Source organism: Glycomyces salinus (assembly GCF_016428645.1).
GTDB lineage: Bacteria > Actinomycetota > Actinomycetes > Mycobacteriales > Micromonosporaceae > Glycomyces > Glycomyces salinus.
Genome location: NZ_JAELXW010000051.1, coordinates 15,833 through 33,836 on the forward strand (window position 1 = coordinate 15,833; position 18,004 = coordinate 33,836).

Consider the following 18,004-nt stretch of genomic DNA (forward strand, 5'->3'; position numbering starts at 1 on the left):
TCGGCCGAGCGGCCTTCATTCTTCTAGGCAATCCGGGCTGCTAGTCACCCCACGGATTGATCAGCTTAACTCCCGTGAACTCGAAGTCCCTGGTGTTTCGAGTCGCGAGAGCGAACCCTCGAGCTACACAGATAGCGGCAATCTGAGCATCGGGCTTGTCGACCTCTCGGCCGATTGTGCGCCGATGGTGGCTGAGGACTGCAAAGTGCATCGCCGCTGCGTAGTCATACGGCAGCACCCTTCCAGAGAAGAACTCCTGAAGCAGACTCTCAGTGTCTTCGATCAGATTCCTCTTTCGATTGCCGTCATCCATCCGCACGAGGCCATCCCAGATCTCACCGACCGTAACGGCGGTAATGGCGGCTTTCCGCATGGAAAGCATTCCGAACCACTCCACCACACGACTATCCGCGTCCGGCTTGGTTATCTCTGAGATCACGTTGGTGTCGAGGACGATCATTCAGTGATCGGCTTCAACTTGCTTGGGTCCTTGCGATCGGGAATCATCAGGTCCCCAAGGCCACCGCTGTCCGCGAAGTGGCGACGGATCACGTCAGCGAAGTTCTCCTCCATGGGTTCGTCTATCGCTGTGGTGCCTCGTTCGAGAAGTAGCCGCGCCTCGTCTTCAATCGAACGGTTGTGCCGAGAAGCCTGCCTGCGCAGGCGCTCGTAGAGTTTGTCGGGGACGCCCGGGATGGACACCACATGCTCCTCAGGTGCTGCGTCGGTCATCGTGCTCACCCCCTCACGGTATCGATGCTAACAGCGAAAACCGGACATGAACACGCCGAAGCGACACATTCACCTCCTGTCGACCGTGCCCGCTCCGCAGCCGCTGGAGCGACCGATGTGACAGGGCAGGCCATCATATAGGAGTGAACTTCGATTTCGACTTCTCCGACAAGCCCGTTCTCGTCACCGGTGCCAGCCACGGGCTGGGGTTGGCCACCGCCTCGCTGCTCGCCTCGGTCGGGGCGCCCCTGGCCCTGTGTTCACGGAACGCCGCCCCGCTCAACGAGGCCGCCGAGCGGTTGCGCAAGGAGTACGACGTGCCGGTGCACGTGCGGGCCCTGGACGTGACCGACGAGCCGACCCTGGTCGAGTTCATCGGCGAGTCCGGGCGGCGGCTGGGCCCGCTGGCCGGGCTGGTGGCCAATGTGGGCGGCGCGCGCGGCACGCACCTGAAGGACACCTCCCCCATCGACTGGGATTACACGCTCAGCGTCAACGTGGTCGGCGCGATGACGGCCCTGCGGGCGGCCACGCCGCAGCTCAAGCGCACCAGGGGTTCGGCGGTGCTGGTCTCCTCGATCTCGGGGTCCAAGCCCGCCCCCGGTCTGACCTACGGGGCGACCAAGGCCGCCCTCAACCACGCCGCCGCGATCCTGGCCCAGGAGCTCGGCGTGCTCGGAGTGCGGGTCAACGCCGTCGCGCCCGGTTCGATGCTGGTGCCGGACCGGTCCTGGGACCGGCTGCGCGCCGACGACCCGCAGCGGTTCGCGGAGTTCACCCGCGAGTTCCCCGGCGGGGAGCTGCCGACTCCCGAGGACGTGGCGCCGGTGATCGCGTTCCTGCTCTCGGAGGCGTCCAGGGCGATCAACGGCGCGACCGTCCCGGTCGACGCCGGCCAGAACGCCCCGACTCCCTACGGGTACTGACTAGGTGGCGGGCAGGGCCCGACGCGCGAGCAGGAACGGCATGACCGCCAGCGCGGTGACCGCGCAGAAGACGTTGAGCATCCCGTAGCCCAGGTACTCCACGATCGGGCCGGAGGCGACGCCGGCGCCCATGGCGGCCAGGCCCATGACCATGTCGGAGAAGCCCTGGGTGGAGGGCCGCTCGGCGGGGGTGACCGCGCCGGTGACGAGGGTGGCCGCCGAGACGGTCATGGCCGACCAGCCCAGGCCCAGCAGGACGAGCCCGACGGAGATCTGGGTGTGGTTCGTCACCGCGGCCGACCCGGCGATCGCGCACGCGGCCACCAGCATCGCGACCCCGGCGACCAGGATCGGGCGGGGCCCGAAGCGGTCGGCCAGGCGCCCGAAGACCGGGGAGAGGGCGTACATGCCGCCGATGTGGAGGCCGAGGACGACGCCGACGACCGTCAGGGCCTGGTCGAGGTCGTCCATGCCGTGGCGGATGTGGATGGCGGTCATGGCCATGACGCCGACCATCACGAAGTGCCCGAGGGCGGCGGCGATGACGCCGGTGCGCACGTCCGCGTTGGAGCGGGCCATGCGCAGGCCGTCGGCGACCGACCGCTTCGGGGCCTCGGTCTCGCCCGAGAGCTCGCGGGCGGTCAGCAGCGGGTCGGGCCGCAGCGTCGCGAGCAGGAGGACCGCGGTGAGCAGACTCAACCCGCCCATGGCGGCCATCGCTCCGACGTATTCGGGGCCGCCGAACCACGCCCGCCACTGGTTGTTGGCCACGGCCGCGAGCATGGGCCCGGTGACCGATCCGAGGGTGGTCGCCCACAGGATCAGCGACAGGTGGGAGCCGCGCTTCTCGGGCGGGGAGAGGTCTGCGGCGGCGTAGCGGGTCTGGAGTCCGGCGTAGGAGGCGCTGCCGAGCAGGAAGTAGCCGGCCAGGACGAGCGGGGCGTTCGCGAGGTGGATCGCCAGGACCACCAGCGAGGCGCCGAGGACGGCCCCGATGTAGCCGAAGGCCAGGCCGCCGCGGCGCCCGTAGCGTTCGGTGACGCGGACGGCCGGGATGACGACCAGCGCCGAGCCGCCGACGAACAGGCTCTGGCCGAGCCCGGCGTAGGTGCTCGATCCGGTGAGGTCCTCGATGAGGAGCGCGCCGACGGCCACGCCGATGCCGACGGCCAGGCCGCCGAGGACTTGGGAGCCGAACAGGGTGCGCAGTACGCGGCGCTGGATGGCGGCGGTGTCGAGTCGGGTGGTGGTGTCCACGGGGGGTTTCCCTTCTGGAGTTGTCAGACCGGCGGGGACGCCGGCCCGAAGGCGGGGTCGGCCGAGGCCGCGACGGCCTCGGCGACCCGGTCGGCCTGCGCTTCGTCGAGCCGGCCGGTGGAGATGCGGATGGCCTGCTCGCCGCGGAGGGAGTAGGAGCGGCCGGGGGCGACGGCGTAGCCGGCGTCGCGCAGGGAGACCACGGCGGCGGTCTCGTCGGGGACCGGAACCCACAGGTTGAGTCCGGTGCGGCCGAACGCGGACAGGCCGCGGTCGGCCAGGGCCTCCCGGAGCGCGGTCTGGCGGCGGGCGTAGACGGATCCGGCGCGCTCGACCGCGCGTTTCGCGTCCTCGTCCTCCCAGGCGGCGATCACGAAGTGCTGGAGGATGCCCGAGACCCAGCCGTGGCCGAGGGTCATGCGGCCCTGGACGCGGGCCTTGGTGTCGGGGTCGGCGGCGACCAGGGCGCAGCGCAGGTCGGGTCCGTACGGTTTGGAGGCCGAGCGGACGAACAGCCACCGCTCGGCGGCGTCGGCGACAAGGTGGAGCGGGGCCTGGGACAGCTCGCCCCAGTGGTCGTCCTCGATGACGAACACGCCGCGGTACGCGGACAGGACTTCGCGGAGGGCGGCGGCGCGCGCCTCGGAGACGGCCCCTCCGGTGGGGTTCTGCCCGCGGCTGGTGAGGATGAAGGCGCGGGCCCCGGCGGTCAGGGCGCGGTCGAGTTCGGCCGGGTCGGGGCCTTCGGCGTCGACGGGGACCGGTTTGACGTGGTAGCCGGCCGACAGGAGCAGGTCGCGGCCGTTGGACCAGGTGGGGTCCTCGACCGCGACGGTGTCGCCGGGTTCGAGGCGGGCGGCCAGGCCGCGTTCGATGGCGTCGAGCGCGCCGGAGGTGACGGTGAGGTCGCCGCCCACGCCGTCGTCGGCGAAGCGGTCGCGTGCCAGGTCGAGCAGGACCGGACAGGGACCGCCGTCGCGGTAGTTGCCGTGTCCGATCACCACCCGGGGTTTGAGTGAGACCAGGTCGGGCAGGAGATCGGGGTCGGGTTCGCCGCTGGCCAGGTCGACGATGCCTTCGGGGATGACCAGGGAGCCGGAGGGGGTGAAGGCGCTGCGTTCGCGGACGGTGGTGCCGGCCCGGCCACCGGTCTCGACCACGCCCCGCTCGCGCAGGCGGCGGTAGGCGGCGCCGACGGTGCCGGGGGCGACGCCGAGTTCGGCGGCGAGTTTGCGCACCGAGGGGAGGGTGCGGCCGGGTTCGAGGTGGCCGTCGCGCACGCCGACCTCGATGCTCGCGGAAATCTCGTTCGCGCTGGCACCCGTGATCTGATAATGTACCGACATAACTCAAATATTGTATCAGTACATAATTCAGAATGGGAGTCCCCCTCGATGTCGACCTTGTTCACGCCGACCGAGCGCACCGCCCCGACGCGCGCCAAGGACCGCGTCTCCTACGAGAAGGCCCGCGTCTACCAGGTCCTCGACGAGGCCCTGCACTGCGACGTCGCGTTCACAGACCCGGACGGGGACCCGAAAGCGCTGCCGGTCTTCCACGCCCGGCTCGGCGACACGCTGTACCTCCACGGCTCGACCGGCTCGGCCCTCGGCACGGCGTCCAGGGAATCCGGGCTGCGGGTGTGCGTGACGGCCACCCTCGTCGACGGCCTGGTCTACGCCAAGTCGTGGGCGCACCACTCCATGAACTTCCGCAGCGTCGTCGCCTACGGCCTGGCGCTGCCCGTGCGCGACGCGCACGAGCGCTGGATCGCCATGCGCACCCTGGTCGAGCGCATGGGCCACGGCCGCGCCGAGCGCTCCCGCGAACCGAGCGCCAAAGAAGACGCCTCGGTCGCGATCCTGGCGCTGCCGCTGAACGAGGTCTCGGTCAAGCAGCGCTCGGGCGGGCCCAGCGAGGAACCGGAAGACCAGGAACTGCCCTACCGCAACGGGGTCGCCGAGGTATCCACGGTCATCACCGGGCGGCTCTAGACCGCCCCTGCGGCGGCCGCCTCCTCGGCGTCCGGTTCGGCGCGGTCCAGGCGCCACACGGCGATCGACCCGCCCCCGGCGACGGCGAGCACGAACAGGATGAACGTGAAGGTGTACGGCCACGGCGGGGCCGCGTCGCCGGTGAACTGCTCCATCGGCCCGGTCTCCCCCGCGGCCCACCAGATGCCCTGGCGCACCAGCTGCAGGAAGTCGCGCTCACCCCAGGTGTCGAACCAGCCTCCGGCGGCCGAGTAGAACAGGCGGTGCTCCTCGCTGGACCAGGCGACCGGGTCGCCCGACTCCATCCGGGCCAGGACCGTCGACTCCGGCTCGGACGGTTCGGGGTCGAAGAAGTACCAGCTCTCCTTGAGCTCGAGGTCCTCGTCGAGGCCCTCGGTGATCGGATTGCCCGCGTTGAAGGAGACCTCCTCGTCGTGGGCGGGGGTGACCGGCGGCTCCAGCGCCGTGGCGCCGAGCGCCTCCTGCCACCAGGTCCAGTCCGGTTCGGTGACCGCGGCGGTGTTGGTGGCGACCAGTCCCCCGCCGCCCTCGACGAAGGACTCGACCGACTCCCGCTCGGCGGCGTCGAGGATGTCCCCCGAGGTGTTCAGGAGCATCACCACATCGAAGCCGCCGAGGTCGGCCAGGTCGGACGGCTCGCCCTCGACCAGCTCGAACTGCCAGCGCCTCGCCTCCATGTGCAGGCGCTCCAGGGCGTACTGTGCGGTCTCGGCATCGACGTTGCCGGCGGTGACGGCCAGCACCCGGGGCTGGTCGGCGGCCCCCGCGGCGGCCGCGGGGGCGAGGGCCGACACGCAGGCCAGCACGGCGACGAGGGTCAGTCGCAGCACGATTCTCACGGGCCCACCCTATCGGTACGGCGCTCGCGGTCGGCCGCAGCGGCCCCGGCCACGGGGCCGGAGCGAGGTCACTTGTAGAGCGCGCTGCTCAACCGGCGCTGCGCGATCCAGGTGCCCGCGGCCGCCAGCGCCGTCAGGTAGGCGACGTTGAGCAGCATCATCGGCGAGAGGTCGCCCAGGCTGAGGCCCCTGACCAGCTCGATGCCGTGGTAGAGCGGCATGACGTAGACGAGAGGCTGAGCGAAGCCGGGGTACGACTCGACCGGCGTGAAGGTGCCGCCGAACAGGAACATGGCGAACACGACCGCCATCATCCAGTCGAAGTCGGGCCAGTCGCGGAACAGCGTCGCCAGGGTCAGGCCGAGCCCGGCGAAGGCCAGCGAGATGAACACGCAAGCGGGGACCGCCAGGACCGCCCACCAGGAGTCCACGAGCCCGAAGGCCGCCATCGTGACCACGAACATGCCCACGTAGATGCCGCCGCGGATCAGCGCCCACCACACCTCGCCGAGCGCGACGTCCCAGGGCCGCATCGGGGTGTTGAGGATGCCGTCGTAGACCTTCATCCACTTGAACTTGGCGAAGACGTTGATCGAGGTCTCCAGCAGCGTGCCCATCATGGCCGCGTTGGCCAGGATCGCCGGGGCCACGAACGCGGTGTAGGAGATCTCGGCGCCACCGGGCAGCGTGATGTCGCCGACCAGGGCGCCGACGCCGAACCCGAAGGCGAACAGGAACAGCAGCGACTCGATCCCGCCGGACAGGACCAGGACCCAGGCGCGGCGCATGGCCACCCAGTTGCGCGCGAGCATCGAGCCGGAGCGGCTCAGGCTCGCTCGGGCGACGCTGTAGGCGATGACTGACACACTCGCTCCTAGAAGTTCAGTCGGCGGGCGACGGCGCGGCGGGCCAGCAGCCAGCCGACCACGCACAGCGCCACCAGGTAGGCCACGTGGAGTGCCGGCGGCAGGGCCGGTGCGATGCCGATGGTGGCGGCGCGGGCCAGCTCGGTGCCGTGCCACAGCGGGGAGGCCCACACCAGCGGCTGGAGGAAGCCCGGCATCTGCTCGGCCGGGAAGAACACGCCCGAGAACAGGGTGATCGGCATGATCGCGAACCGGAACACCGCGTTGAGCATCGCGTCGTTCTTCAGGCTCGAGCACCAGAAGAACAGCCAGGGGGCCAGCGCGGCCGACACCAGGACGGCGGCCGGGACCGCCAGGGCCGCCCAGGCCGAGGAGTAGACCCCGAACAGGGCCAGCACGATCGCCACGACCGTGCAGTTGGTCATCGGGCGGAAGACCATGGCGTAGAGCAGGTGGCCGTTGAGGATGTCGACCGGCCGCAGCGGGGTCGAGCGCTGCGCGAGGTAGCCCCCGCCCCAGTCCCGGTAGCCGCCGAAGACCGGATAGGTCATGTCGTTGCCGAGCATCATGACCGCCACCGAGCAGACCAGGCCGGGGGCGATGAATTCGGCGTAGGTGATCCCGCCGGTCGAAGACGAGTCGATGTACGAGCCGACGCCGATGCCGATGCTGATCATGTAGAGGATCGGCAGGACCACCGAGGTGAACACGGTGCCGTGCCACACGTGCCGGTAGAGCGTGAGCTGGAGGTTGAACGCCCGCCAGGCTCCGGCCGCGTAGCCCAGCGGGGCCTCGGCCGGGCGGGCAGAGGCGACGGCGGCCCGGTCGGCCGCGGTCGCGCTCACGCCTCGTCCTCGGCCAGGGCGCGGCCGGTCAGGCGCAGGAAGACGTCCTCGAGAGTGGCGCGTCGGGCCAGCACCGAGGAGGGCCGGACGTCGCGGACCTCAAGCGCGGCGGAGGTGTCGTCGCCGTCGTCGGTGTAGACCAGGATGCGGTCGGGCAGCGGCTCGATCTGGGCGCCGACGCCGCCGAGGCCGGAGGCGATCTCGGCCAGGTCGGTGGTGTGCAGGCCGTTGAAGCGCAGTTCGACGACCTCCTTGGTGACGTAGGTGTCGATCAGCTCGCGGGGGGAGCCTGCGGCGATGATCCGGCCCTCGTCCATGACCACCAGGCGGTCGCAGAGCTGCTCGGCCTCGTCCATGTAGTGGGTGGTCAGCAGGATCGACACGCCCTGCTGCTTGAGCTGGAACAGGCGCTCCCACACCAGGTGCCGGGCCTGCGGGTCCAGTCCGGTGGTGGGCTCGTCGAGGAGGACCAGGTCGGGCCGGTTGATCAGGGACCTGGCGATGGCCAGGCGGCGCTGCATGCCGCCGGAGAGGTCGTCGACCTTGTCGTCGGACCGGCCCGAGAGCTGCACGAACTCGAGCAGTTCGGCCGCGCGGGCCTTGGCCTCGCGCCGCTTGATGCCGAAGTACCCGGCGTAGACGGTGAGGTTCTCGAAGACGGTGAGCATGTTGTCGAGGGTGTTGTCCTGCGGCACGACGCCCAGGCGGCCGCGGATGGCCGTCCCGTCCCGGCGCGGGTCGAGGCCGAAGACCTCGATCTCGCCGCCGGTGGGTTCGGAGACGCAGCCGATCATGCGCATGGTGGTGGACTTGCCGGCGCCGTTGGCGCCGAGGAAGCCGAAGGCCTCCCCCCGCTGGATCTCGAAGTCGACCCCTCGGACCGCCTCGAAGTCCCCGTAGCGCTTGCGGAGGTCCTGGGCGCGCACCAGTGTCTGGTTGGTTTCTGCCGGCATGAGGCGAGCCTAGATCGCGGTACCGACACAGTGCCAGCAGTTTTCGAACACACTTCTGGGGCCCGATAGGGGGGTTGGCACTACCCGGGATTGACGGGTCAGCGGTAGCGACAAGACACCCCTGCTGGGGTGAGCATTAAGGGGACTTGTTCGACCGTACCCGACGACCAGATCGGAAACATCGATGCCTACGGCCACCGCAATCCGTGAGACCGGTGCACCACCCCAGAAGACCGGCAGCGACTTCGCGCAGCTGTCGCGCCGCGTCAACGAGGCAGGGCTGATGCGCCGCCGCCCCGGCTACTACATCGCCAGGTTCAGCCTGGTCGGCGTGCTGTTCGCCGGGGGCTGGGTGGCGTTCTTCATGGCGGGCGACACGTGGCTGCAACTGCTGACCGCGGCGTACATGGCCATGGTCTCCGGCCTGGTGGCGCTGCTGGGACACGACCTGGCCCACCGGCAGGTCTTCCGCACCCGCACCCCGTCCGAGCGGGTCGGTTTCATCGCCGGGAACCTGGTCAACGGCATGGGCTACGGGTGGTGGAACGACAAGCACACCCGGCACCACGCCAACCCCAACCACGAGGAACTGGACCCGGACGTGCAGCCGGGCGTTCTCGTGTGGTCCAAGGGCCAGGCGCGCCTGGCCCGGGGCATCGAGCGCTTCACCGGCAAGTACCAGGCGTTCCTGTTCTTCCCGCTGCTGACGCTCGAAGGGTTGAACCTGCACTACTCGGGCATCAAGTCGGTCTTGAAGCCGGGCCTGAAGCACCGCGGCCTGGAGGCGTGGATGCTGGCGGCGCACTTCGTGCTCTACTTCTCGGCGCTGTTCATCGTCCTCTCGCCCGGCAAGGCGATCGTGTTCTTCCTGGTGCACAAGGCCCTGTGGGGCCTGTACATGGGCTCGATCTTCGCGCCCAACCACAAGGGGATGCCGACACTCACCGGCCAGACGAACCTGGACTTCCTGCGCAAGCAGGTGCTGACCTCGCGCAACGTCAAGGGCGGGGTGCTCACCGACTTCTTCCTGGGCGGCCTGAACTACCAGATCGAGCACCACCTGTTCCCGGGCATGCCCTCGGTCCACCTGGGCAAGTCCCAGCCGATCGTGCGCCAGTTCTGCGAGGAGAAGGGCATCTCCTACCACGAGACCGGCCTGATCCGGTCCTGGCAGGAAGCCCTGACCGAACTCCACCGCAACGGCGAGCCCCTCCGCAAGGGCACCCCCGCCAAGGCGGCATAGACCAGAAACAGAAACGGCCCCGCCGGAGGCGGGGCCGTTCTCATGCGATCTCGCTAATCGCCGAAGAGCTCCTCGGTCCTCGATACGAGCCCGGCCTTCATGCCCCATTCGAGCAGCAGGTCCTCGTCTGTACAGGAGCTGATGCGCTCGCGCTCGGCGTCGGTGAGGACGATGCCGCGGCGATCGAGCACGGCCAGCACCATCTTGGCCTGGCCCTGCAGCTGACCTTGCTCAAGACCGAGTTCGAGCCCTTCTTCTCGCCCCTTCGATTCGAGCTCCTCCCGGAGTTTGGAAGCGTACGGGTATGTCATGGTCATGATTATCCTCTTCCAGGTCGAACGTGCGCAACTATCGCCGAGCCCCACATCGGTGAACTCGGCCAGGAACTGGGCCGTCGCGATGTCGGTCGTGCTCAGTGCATACGCGAGCGGGCTCAGTGCCCGCTCGATCTCCGGATTGAGACGGTGCGTCAGCGCGGCGAAGACCGCGAACACCACATCCGCGGCGGCGACTTCGGACTTGGTGATGAACGGTGTGTTGTCCGGACCGAACACGAACGGCAGGACTCGCATTGATGGCCGGCCAGACGGCCCGAGCGTCACGGAACCTCGCGCCCACCGGGCAGTGGTCTCGCTTGCGGTGATCACCAGTAGCGTCACCGGGAGCTCGTACTTGTTCTCGAGGTAGGCGATGTAGTAGGCCCAGCTTCGGATCTTCTTCTTTTGAGCCTCCGTCTGGGGTTCGATGACGAGGAGTTGCTCGCCCTCGTCGGTGTCGACTTTCAATATGGTGTCCGCGTGCCGTTCCACCGGCATGATCTCGGTGAGGTCGCCGTTGATCACCGAGACTTCCCGAACCTCGGGGAAATCCTCGTCGAGGATCCGGCTCATCGCCCGGGAGAACAAACCCGGTTCGTCGCGGAAGATGTGATGGAGTGCTTCATGGGGAACTTTCGCCATGTCGCGAAATTAGCGAACCATGGAGCGGTTTCCCGGTATTCACTCACGTGTGTCGCGAGTGCTCGTATTTGTTCTATGTCACTCGATGGCGTTGGCGGCCTGGTCTCTGAGGGATCTCACGTGCTGCTCCAAGCCCATCAGCTTGCCGAACAGGGACATGTACTCGTCCTTGTCGGTGCTGGGGTTGACCCGTTGGAGGCGGCGTTTCAGGTCGGCCACCTCGGATTCGACCACCGGGCGTTGGATCCGGGCCAGGAGGGTGCGCACGTAGACCGGTTCCGGGTCGTGGTCGATGCGCAGCTCCTCCACCGCCAGCTCGTTGACCGTCGCCTGTGCGGCGATCTCGCCGCAGGCCGCGACCACGGCCGCGATCCAGTTCGGGCCCGCCTCGGCCTTCGCCGCTCCCCCGGCGGAGGCCACGGCCTCGCGCACCGCCCGGTAGTTCGGGTCGGTGTACGGGGTGGCGTCGACCTCGTCGAAGTACGGTCCGGCGATCTGCGGGTGCTGGAGCGCGAGTTTGAGGACTTCTCGCTGCGCGCGCAGCTGGGTCGAGTCGGCCTCCCGGGCCCGGCGCTGCACCGGGACCGCCTCCGGGGCCTGGCCCGCGGCCGCGCCCGCCACGGCGCGGCGCAGTTCGGCCTTGTCCTTGCCCAGCCGCCCGGCGTAGTCGCCCAGGTACTCGTCCACCAGTCCCCGGTCCTTGACCCGCGCCAGCAGCGGCGCGATCGCGCGGGTGGCGTGCAGGCGGCCCTCGGCCGTGTCCAGGTCGTGACCGGCGATCGCGCGGTCGAGCGCGAACCGCACCAGCGGCGTGTGCCGCTCGATGAGGTCCCTGACGGCCTCGTCGCCCCGGTTCTGCCGCAGCTCGCACGGGTCCTGCCCGTCGGGGGTGACGGCGATGTAGGTCTGCGAGACGAACCGCTGCTCGTTGTCGAAGGCCTTCAGCGCGGCGCGTTGGCCGGCCTCGTCGCCGTCGAAGGTGAAGACGATGCGGCCGTTCGCGTCGTCGGAATCGAACAGGAAGCGGCGCAGGATGCGGATGTGCTCGGGACCGAATGCGGTTCCGCAGGTGGCCACGGCCACCGGGATCCCGGCCAGGTGGCAGGCCATGACGTCGGTGTAGCCCTCGACGATCACCACCCGCCCGGTCTTGGCGATCTCCCTGCGGGCCAGGTCGATCCCGTACAGGACCTGCGACTTCTTGTAGAGCGGCGTCTCGGGGGTGTTCAGGTACTTGGGGCCCTGGTCGTCGTCGAAGAGCTTCCTGGCGCCGAAGCCGATGGTCGAGCCCGAGGAGTCGCGGATGGGCCAGACCAGGCGGCGGCGGAAGCGGTCGATGAGGTTGCCGGTGCGGCTGGGTTTGGACAGCCCGGCGTTCGTGAGTTCGTCGGCGGTGAATCCCTTGGCGCGCAGATGCTTCGAGAGCGCGTCCCAGGAGTCGGGGGCGTAGCCGCAGCCGAAGGTCGCGGCGGCGTCGCGGTCGAAGCCGCGGCCGGTCAGGAACTGGCGCGCGGTCTGGGCGCCCGGCGTGAGCAGCTGCTCGGTGTAGTACTCGGCGGCGGCCGTGTGCGCCTCCAGCAGGCGCTGCTTGAGGCCCGGCTGCGCCGACGGGCCGCGCCGGACCCGCCCGTCCACGTCCTCATAGGTCAGTTTGAGACCGGCGCGGGCGGCCAGGCGCTCCACGGCCTCGACGAAGGTGAGCCCGTCGAGCTCGGTCAGGAACGTGATCGCGTCGCCGCCGGCCCCGCAGCCGAAGCAGTGGTAGACGCCGCGGGCCGGGGTGACGTTGAAGCTCGGGGAGCGTTCGTCGTGGAAGGGGCACAGCCCCTTGAGGTTGCCGCCACCGGCGTTGCGCAAGGTCACACGTTCGCCGATGATATCGGCGATGTCGACCCGCTCCCGCACCAGCTGGATGTCGGCGTCCCTGATCCGCCCCGCCACTGATCACCTCTTATTCCCACGAAACGCCCGGGCCCGGAAAAGGCCCGTCGAAGACCTCTTCCATTCTGCCTTCCAGGTCCGACGGGCCGGACACTGCTGCCGTAGCATGTTTCCTAATCGATCATTTCCCGACCACACCTCGCGACCACAACGTACGATCCGCTAGAGTCGCCTATCATGCCGGACCCATCGCCCGAGCAGCCGCCAGCCTGGCCCCCAGCCAGCGATTCCGCGGCCAAATCCACTAATCCGCCCCGCATCAGAGCACGCGGGGTGGGGCACCTCCCTTCCCGTTCCACGGAAGAGGATCCGGCAGGCGAGGCCGAGCCGCGCCACCGCGAACCGGAGCCTCCTGGCACCGGGCACGGCAACGACTACGACGACCTGACCGGCAGCTCGCTGACCGGTGGCGCCCCCATCCCGCCACCGCAGCAGTCCGACTACTTCCCCGAGTCCCCCGAGCCACCGGCTCCGGAGGTGCCGCAGCAGGGCGAACGGGGCGGCGCGCCGACCGGCGGCCAGTGGCCGCCGCCGGAGAACCAGGACTGGATCAGCCAGCAGTCCCGCATCGGCGGCTGGGGCGATCAGAGCGGCTCCTGGCCGCCTCCCGAACCGAACCTGGCCGAGCCCCCCGCGGCCGCGGCACCCGAGACAGCTCCGGACCAGTCCTACCGGCCCGAGTCCTACCTGCCGCCGGAGCAGTACCGCTCGCAGGAGCGGCAGCCCCCGCCGGGGGCGTACCAGGATCAGCACCAGGCGCCCGACCCGTACCTGGCCCCCGACCCGCAGGTGACCGCCGGGACCGATCCTTACCATGCCGAGTCGGCCTACGCGCCGCCCGAGGCGGTGCCGCAGCCGCGTCGGCCCGAGCAGGCCGCGCCGCAGCCGCCGCTTCCCGGGGAGACGCCCGCCGGTCCGCCGACGGAGCAGCCGCCGAGCGAGCCGCCGCCCGCCGCCGACGAGGGCCCCAAGAAGGTCACCCCGCCCCCGACCCACAAGGGCGTGCGCTACGCGATCTACGGCATCGGCGGCTTCATCACGCTGGGCCTGATCATCGCGATCGTCGTCATGCTCGGCGGGTCCCCCGCCTCAGACCCCTCCGACCAGGGCGACGACCCCGCCGAGGAGCCCACGGGGCAGGAAGAGCCCGAGGAGGGCGCGCTGAGCGCCGAGCGCTACGCCGAACTGGCGGGAGCGGCCGGGACCGCCGCATGGTTCGACTGGCGCTACGGCCCGACCGGGGAGAACGCCGCTTCCGAGGAGCTCGGCGAGCTCAGCGGCGACGCGGTCGCGACCGAGCCGCTCTACGACCAGGGCGACCGCAGCGTCCAAGGACAGATGGGCTATGTCACCGACGACTCGGCACTGTCCGGAATCGACCACGTCACCGCCGTCGAGGCCAATGACGGCCTGATCGGACTCAACCCGCGCGCGGGCGGCCGGTTCTCCGACGAGGGGCACCCCGAGCTGGAGCTGACCGACGGCTCGACCGCCGACTGCGTCGCCGGCCTGGGCGGCGACCTCGGCAATCCGGTCGCGCTGGCCCGCCCCGACCAGTCCGAAGAGGCCGACGCCCACTCGGTGATCGCCTTCTCCGGCGGCATCATCGCCACCGCCGGGATCAGCAGCGCCCAGGGCGGGACCTGCGTGCAGCTGCCCGACGGGCAGGTGCCCACCGACGTGGCGCTCACCGACGGCAACGAGCTGGCGCTGGTGACGACCTGGCAGCCGGAGTCCCAGACCGGTTCACTGATCGTGATCGCCTTCAGCGACAAGGCCGGGACCTACAACTCGAGCTGGTCCGAGTCCTACCTCGGCCTGCCGAACCCGGGCCACTTCGGGGACGCCGAGATCGTCGGAACCGTCGAGCTGCCGTTCTCGGCGCCGACCTCGGTCGACGCCTGGTCGGACTCGTCGGGTTCGCTGAGCCTGGGCCGCGCCACGATCGAAGACGAGCCGCACCGGGACACGGTCGCCACCACCGGTTACGCGCTGGTCGGCTCCAAAGCCGAGGGCCAGGCGGCCGTGGTCGACCTGACCTCGACCCTCGTCGGGCTCGCCGACGCGGTCTACGACGGCGCCGAGTTCTCCTTCGACGCCTCCGCCGGCGACACGGTCGACTTCGGCGGCAGCGAGATCGCCGACGTGGCGGTGAACGGGGAGACACTGGCGGTGGCCACCTCCGAGGGCGTCGTCAGCGAACTCGACCGCGACCTCACCGAGCTGAGCACGACCGAGCTCGGCTCGGCCCCGTCCTGCATGGTGCTGGGCGCCCAGAGCGGGCAGTTCGTCGTCACCAGCCGCGCCGACGCCACCGTCCGGTGGGTCTCGGAAGGCGAGGTCACCGACGAACTGAGCGACACGCGCCTGACCGACCCGGTGTGCGCGAGCGAGACCCCGGGCTACGACATCTCCGGTTACACCGGGAACGCCACGATGCTGCTGGTCAGCGACTACGGCGGGCAGGCCCTGCACTCGTACCTGATGGGCGAGGCGAACCTCGCCGGCGGCGGCTCGGTCGGCGGCGAGGGCTTCTCGTACGCCGGGTCCTACGAGGTCGACGGCAACCCGTTCGCGACCTCGGTCACCGTCGACCTGGAGTAGTACTTGGCCCCCGGCGCACCGGTGAGGATAATCGAGCCGTGACCAAGCAACTCTCGCTCGCGGGCAGAACCGTCGACCCACCGGTGGTGCTGGCTCCCATGGCCGGCATCACCAACCTGCCGTTCCGCAAACTCTGCCGAGAGCTGGGCCAATTTACGGCTCGCAAGCTTCGCCGAGGGGGTGCGGGAATCTACGTCTGCGAGATGATCACGACCGCCGCACTGGTCGAGCGCAACCCCAAGACCATGCGGCTGATCGAGTTCGACGCCGAGGAGGAGACCCGCAGCCTCCAGTTGTACGGGGTCGACCCGGTCGGGATGCGGCGCGCGGTCCGGATGGTCGTCGAGGAGGACCTGGCCGACCACGTCGACCTCAACTTCGGGTGCCCGGTGCCGAAGGTCACCCGCAAGGGCGGTGGCTCGGCGCTGCCGTGGAAGCGGCAGCTGTTCCGCCGGATCGTCACCGCCGCGGTCGAGGCCGCCGCACCGGCGGGCGTCCCGGTCACGGTCAAGATGCGCAAGGGCATCGACGACGACCACCTGACTTACGTCGAGGCCGGGAAGATCGCCGAGGACGCCGGGGTCGCGTGGGTGGCGCTGCACGGCCGCACCGCCGCCGAACGGTACTCCGGCACCGCCGACTGGGACGCGATCGCCGCGCTCAAGGACGCCCTGGAGGTGCCGGTGCTGGGCAACGGCGACATCTGGGAGGCCACGGACGCCACGCGCATGGTCGATCAGACCGGGTGCGACGGCGTCGTGGTCGGGCGCGGGTGCCTGGGGCGGCCGTGGCTGTTCGGCGACCTCGAAGCGGCGTTCGCCGGGCGAGAGGACGGCCTGCTGCCGACCCTCGGCGAGGTCGCGACCGTGATGGCCCGGCACGCGTCCCTGCTGGTCGAGTGGCTCGAAGGCGCCCAGTCGTACGAGTCGCGGCGCAACATCTCGGCCGAAGAGCACGGCTGCAAGGAGTTCCGCAAGCATGTGGCCTGGTATCTCAAGGGCTTCCCGGTCGGCGGGGAGCTGCGCCGGTCCCTGTCGATGGTCTCGAGCCTGGCCGAGCTCGACGACCTGCTCGGCAAGCTCGACGCCGACGCCCCGTTCCCCGAGCAGACCCTCGGCAAGCCGCGCGGGCGGACCAACAGCCCCGCGAAGGTGACCCTGCCCGAGGGGTGGCTGGAGGACCGCGACGACTGCACGGTCCCCGAGGGCGCCGAGATCGACACCTCCGGCGGTTAGCGCCTATAGGACGGAGCCCCTGGTGCCTGGAGGCCCCGTCCCGGTCTCGTTCGGCGGCCCTACTTGGACTGCTTGCCGTATTTCTTGTAGAACTTCGCGACGCGGCCCTCGTCGTCGAGGACGCGGCTCTTGCCGGTCCAGAACGGGTGCGAGGCCGAGGAGATCTGGACGTCGATCACCGGGTAGGTGCGGCCGTCCTCCCACTCGACGGTCTCGTTCGAGACGGCCGTCGAGCGGGTCAGGAAGGCGGTTCCGGCTCCCTTGTCGCGGAATACGACCGGGCCGTATTCGGGGTGGATACCCTGCTTCATTGGTTCCTCCTAGTGGTCCTCGGTGGTGTCGAAACAACCCGCGAACGGGTCGGGAAATTCCCGCCAGGCCGCCTGGCCGGCGTCGATCTCGGCGTCGGTCAGCAGGCAGGCGTCGAGCAGTTCGGTGATCTCGGCCGGGTCGTAGTGCAGCCCTATGAAAGCCAGGTGGATGTCGCGGTCGCCGAAGTCGGCGTGCCAGTTGAGGTCGGCGTTGACGCGGCGTTCGGCGCTGACCTCGTCCCATTCGGCGTCCGGAGTGGCGGCGAGCCAGCGGCCCAGGTCGCCCATGGAGACGCCTCCGCCACCGGATTCCCAGGCTACAGCCGAGACCGGCTGGCCCGCCAGCCACAAGTGGCCGCGGCCGCGCAGGGTCCGGCGGGCCAGGGCCGGCATGGCCCGGTGGAAGCGCTCGGGGTGGAAGGGGCGGCGGGCGCGGAAGACGGTGGCGACGACGCCGCAGTCCGGCTCGGGCTCGTGGCAGCCGACCGCGTAGCCCTCCAGACCGCGGCCGTAGGGGTCGGGCCCGTCGGGGTCGAAGCCGTCGCTGCGGCGGATCCGGGAGGCGAGCCATCGTGACTCGGGCATGTCGAGGACGATGTGGCGGGCCCAGGGGTTGAGCCGCTGGAGCAGGACGGCCAGGCGGGTGTGCTCGAAGTCCGGTTCGGACTCGGGCGCCCACAGCAGGACGGTGTCGGCGTACTCGATCTGGCGGGCGGTGACGTCGGAGACCGAGCGGTTGTCGTCGTCGGCCGCGGCCAGGCCGCGGTCGGACAGGTCCTCGGAGGAGTCGAGCTCTGCCAGAACGGTGGCCGGGTCGCAGACGGCCACGACCGAGTCGACCTTGACCGCGTCGGACACCGGGCGGCCGTCGACGTGGCACCAGGAGCAGACCGAGGCGACCGAATCGGGCTCGATCGCCGGGGGCAGGGCCAGGACGAGGTCGCGGCCGGGGTGTTCGCGGGCCAGGCGGACCAGGGCGGGCAAGACGTCCAGCCGGATGGTGCAGGACAGGCAGCCGTGCTCGAGCTGGATCGTCTCGTCCTCGAGCACGCCGGAGCCGTCGCGGACGGTGCGGCGGATGCGGCCGTGTTCGAGCAGCTCGGACAGGTCGTGCGCGACGGTGAGGAGCGTCGTGTCGGCGGCCATGAGCGCCTCGGCGGCGGCGAGGGTGGCGCGCGGGCTGAATCCGGTCAGGATCGTCAGCGCGGGCCGCAGGTCGGCGGTGTGCTCGGCGTCGGCGCCGGGCTGGGCGAGCTGGGACATGAGACCTCCGATCTT

At 70.1% G+C, this 18,004-nt stretch carries 17 protein-coding genes; 5 read left to right on the forward strand and 12 right to left on the reverse strand.

Going from position 1 to position 18,004, the window contains the following annotated elements:
- Nucleotides 1-40: 40 nt before the first annotated feature.
- Both JFB92_RS14985 and JFB92_RS14990 read right to left on the reverse strand, forming a co-directional pair.
- Complete coding sequence (locus tag JFB92_RS14985; protein WP_199040361.1) at nt 41-460, reverse strand: type II toxin-antitoxin system VapC family toxin; 420 nt, start codon at nt 458-460, stop codon at nt 41-43.
- Entirely contained in the window at nt 457-732 is a 276-nt protein-coding gene (locus JFB92_RS14990; RefSeq protein ID WP_372451650.1) for a FitA-like ribbon-helix-helix domain-containing protein, read from the reverse strand. Before JFB92_RS14990 ends, JFB92_RS14985 begins: the two co-directional genes overlap by 4 nt.
- 143 nt (nt 733-875) lie before the next feature.
- Here JFB92_RS14990 and JFB92_RS14995 point away from each other — a divergent pair, with 143 nt between their 5' ends.
- On the forward strand, nt 876-1,658 hold the full coding sequence (locus tag JFB92_RS14995) for an SDR family NAD(P)-dependent oxidoreductase (RefSeq protein WP_199040367.1): 783 nt from the start codon (nt 876-878) through the stop codon (nt 1,656-1,658).
- Here JFB92_RS14995 and JFB92_RS15000 read toward each other — a convergent pair whose 3' ends face one another.
- Both JFB92_RS15000 and JFB92_RS15005 read right to left on the reverse strand, forming a co-directional pair.
- Entirely contained in the window at nt 1,659-2,915 is a 1,257-nt protein-coding gene (locus tag JFB92_RS15000) for an MFS transporter (protein ID WP_199040370.1), read from the reverse strand.
- 23 nt (nt 2,916-2,938) lie between these two features.
- Entirely contained in the window at nt 2,939-4,261 is a 1,323-nt protein-coding gene (locus tag JFB92_RS15005; protein ID WP_199040374.1) for an aminotransferase class I/II-fold pyridoxal phosphate-dependent enzyme, read from the reverse strand.
- Nucleotides 4,262-4,309: 48 nt separating this feature from the next.
- On the opposite strand from JFB92_RS15005, the gene JFB92_RS15010 reads away from it, so the two are divergent.
- Nucleotides 4,310-4,909 carry a pyridoxamine 5'-phosphate oxidase family protein gene (locus JFB92_RS15010; RefSeq protein ID WP_199040377.1) on the forward strand — a complete coding sequence of 200 codons (600 nt, stop codon included), beginning with the start codon at nt 4,310-4,312 and terminating at the stop codon, nt 4,907-4,909.
- Here the strand turns inward: JFB92_RS15010 and JFB92_RS15015 are convergent.
- From JFB92_RS15015 to JFB92_RS15030, 4 genes are all read right to left on the reverse strand, one after another.
- Nucleotides 4,906-5,769 carry a ThuA domain-containing protein gene (locus tag JFB92_RS15015; RefSeq protein WP_199040380.1) on the reverse strand — a complete coding sequence of 288 codons (864 nt, stop codon included), beginning with the start codon at nt 5,767-5,769 and terminating at the stop codon, nt 4,906-4,908. The genes JFB92_RS15010 and JFB92_RS15015 overlap by 4 nt on opposite strands.
- A 68-nt stretch (nt 5,770-5,837) precedes the next feature.
- Nucleotides 5,838-6,635 carry an ABC transporter permease gene (locus JFB92_RS15020; protein ID WP_199040383.1) on the reverse strand — a complete coding sequence of 266 codons (798 nt, stop codon included), beginning with the start codon at nt 6,633-6,635 and terminating at the stop codon, nt 5,838-5,840.
- Between the two features lie 8 nt (nt 6,636-6,643).
- Nucleotides 6,644-7,480 carry an ABC transporter permease gene (locus tag JFB92_RS15025; protein WP_199040387.1) on the reverse strand — a complete coding sequence of 279 codons (837 nt, stop codon included), beginning with the start codon at nt 7,478-7,480 and terminating at the stop codon, nt 6,644-6,646.
- The gene (locus JFB92_RS15030; RefSeq protein WP_199040390.1) at nt 7,477-8,433 is read right to left on the reverse strand and encodes an ABC transporter ATP-binding protein; all 957 of its coding nucleotides are present in this window, start codon (nt 8,431-8,433) and stop codon (nt 7,477-7,479) included. The genes JFB92_RS15025 and JFB92_RS15030 overlap by 4 nt, the downstream gene beginning before the upstream one ends.
- Nucleotides 8,434-8,617: 184 nt before the next feature.
- Between JFB92_RS15030 and JFB92_RS15035 the strand changes: the two genes are divergently transcribed.
- Entirely contained in the window at nt 8,618-9,676 is a 1,059-nt protein-coding gene (locus tag JFB92_RS15035; protein ID WP_199040393.1) for a fatty acid desaturase family protein, read from the forward strand.
- 53 nt (nt 9,677-9,729) lie between these two features.
- Here the strand turns inward: JFB92_RS15035 and JFB92_RS15040 are convergent, their stop codons facing one another.
- Both JFB92_RS15040 and dnaG read right to left on the reverse strand, forming a co-directional pair.
- A complete protein-coding gene (locus tag JFB92_RS15040; protein ID WP_199040396.1) occupies nt 9,730-10,635 on the reverse strand; it encodes an RpnC/YadD family protein in 906 nt (301 codons plus the stop codon).
- Nucleotides 10,636-10,713: 78 nt separating this feature from the next.
- Nucleotides 10,714-12,576, reverse strand: coding sequence for a DNA primase (dnaG, locus tag JFB92_RS15045; protein WP_199040399.1), 1,863 nt, complete (start codon nt 12,574-12,576; stop codon nt 10,714-10,716).
- A gap of 273 nt (nt 12,577-12,849) precedes the next feature.
- On the opposite strand from dnaG, the gene JFB92_RS15050 reads away from it, so the two are divergent.
- Nucleotides 12,850-15,180 carry a hypothetical protein gene (locus JFB92_RS15050; protein WP_199040402.1) on the forward strand — a complete coding sequence of 777 codons (2,331 nt, stop codon included), beginning with the start codon at nt 12,850-12,852 and terminating at the stop codon, nt 15,178-15,180.
- Nucleotides 15,181-15,218: 38 nt separating this feature from the next.
- Nucleotides 15,219-16,415 (forward strand): tRNA dihydrouridine synthase DusB, encoded by a 1,197-nt coding sequence (gene dusB / locus JFB92_RS15055; RefSeq protein WP_199040405.1) that lies wholly within the window; start codon nt 15,219-15,221, stop codon nt 16,413-16,415.
- Between the two features lie 59 nt (nt 16,416-16,474).
- Here dusB and JFB92_RS15060 read toward each other — a convergent pair whose 3' ends face one another.
- Together JFB92_RS15060 and JFB92_RS15065 are read right to left on the reverse strand one after the other, a co-directional pair.
- A complete protein-coding gene (locus JFB92_RS15060; protein WP_199040408.1) occupies nt 16,475-16,726 on the reverse strand; it encodes a type B 50S ribosomal protein L31 in 252 nt (83 codons plus the stop codon).
- A gap of 9 nt (nt 16,727-16,735) precedes the next feature.
- Nucleotides 16,736-17,989 (reverse strand): CobW family GTP-binding protein, encoded by a 1,254-nt coding sequence (locus tag JFB92_RS15065; RefSeq protein WP_199040411.1) that lies wholly within the window; start codon nt 17,987-17,989, stop codon nt 16,736-16,738.
- Nucleotides 17,990-18,004: the final 15 nt, after the last annotated feature.

What these genes read in the sequence shown, in the direction of transcription:
- JFB92_RS14985 (WP_199040361.1), bottom strand. Translation starts at nt 460, where the DNA reads ATGATCGTCCTCGACACCAACGTGATCTCAGAGATAACCAAGCCGGAC.
- JFB92_RS14990 (WP_372451650.1), bottom strand. Translation starts at nt 732, where the DNA reads ATGACCGACGCAGCACCTGAGGAGCATGTGGTGTCCATCCCGGGCGTC.
- JFB92_RS15005 (WP_199040374.1), bottom strand. Translation starts at nt 4,261, where the DNA reads ATGTCGGTACATTATCAGATCACGGGTGCCAGCGCGAACGAGATTTCC.
- JFB92_RS15010 (WP_199040377.1), top strand. Translation starts at nt 4,310, where the DNA reads ATGTCGACCTTGTTCACGCCGACCGAGCGCACCGCCCCGACGCGCGCC.
- JFB92_RS15030 (WP_199040390.1), bottom strand. Translation starts at nt 8,433, where the DNA reads ATGCCGGCAGAAACCAACCAGACACTGGTGCGCGCCCAGGACCTCCGC.
- JFB92_RS15035 (WP_199040393.1), top strand. Translation starts at nt 8,618, where the DNA reads ATGCCTACGGCCACCGCAATCCGTGAGACCGGTGCACCACCCCAGAAG.
- JFB92_RS15040 (WP_199040396.1), bottom strand. Translation starts at nt 10,635, where the DNA reads ATGGCGAAAGTTCCCCATGAAGCACTCCATCACATCTTCCGCGACGAA.
- JFB92_RS15060 (WP_199040408.1), bottom strand. Translation starts at nt 16,726, where the DNA reads ATGAAGCAGGGTATCCACCCCGAATACGGCCCGGTCGTATTCCGCGAC.
- JFB92_RS15065 (WP_199040411.1), bottom strand. Translation starts at nt 17,989, where the DNA reads ATGTCCCAGCTCGCCCAGCCCGGCGCCGACGCCGAGCACACCGCCGAC.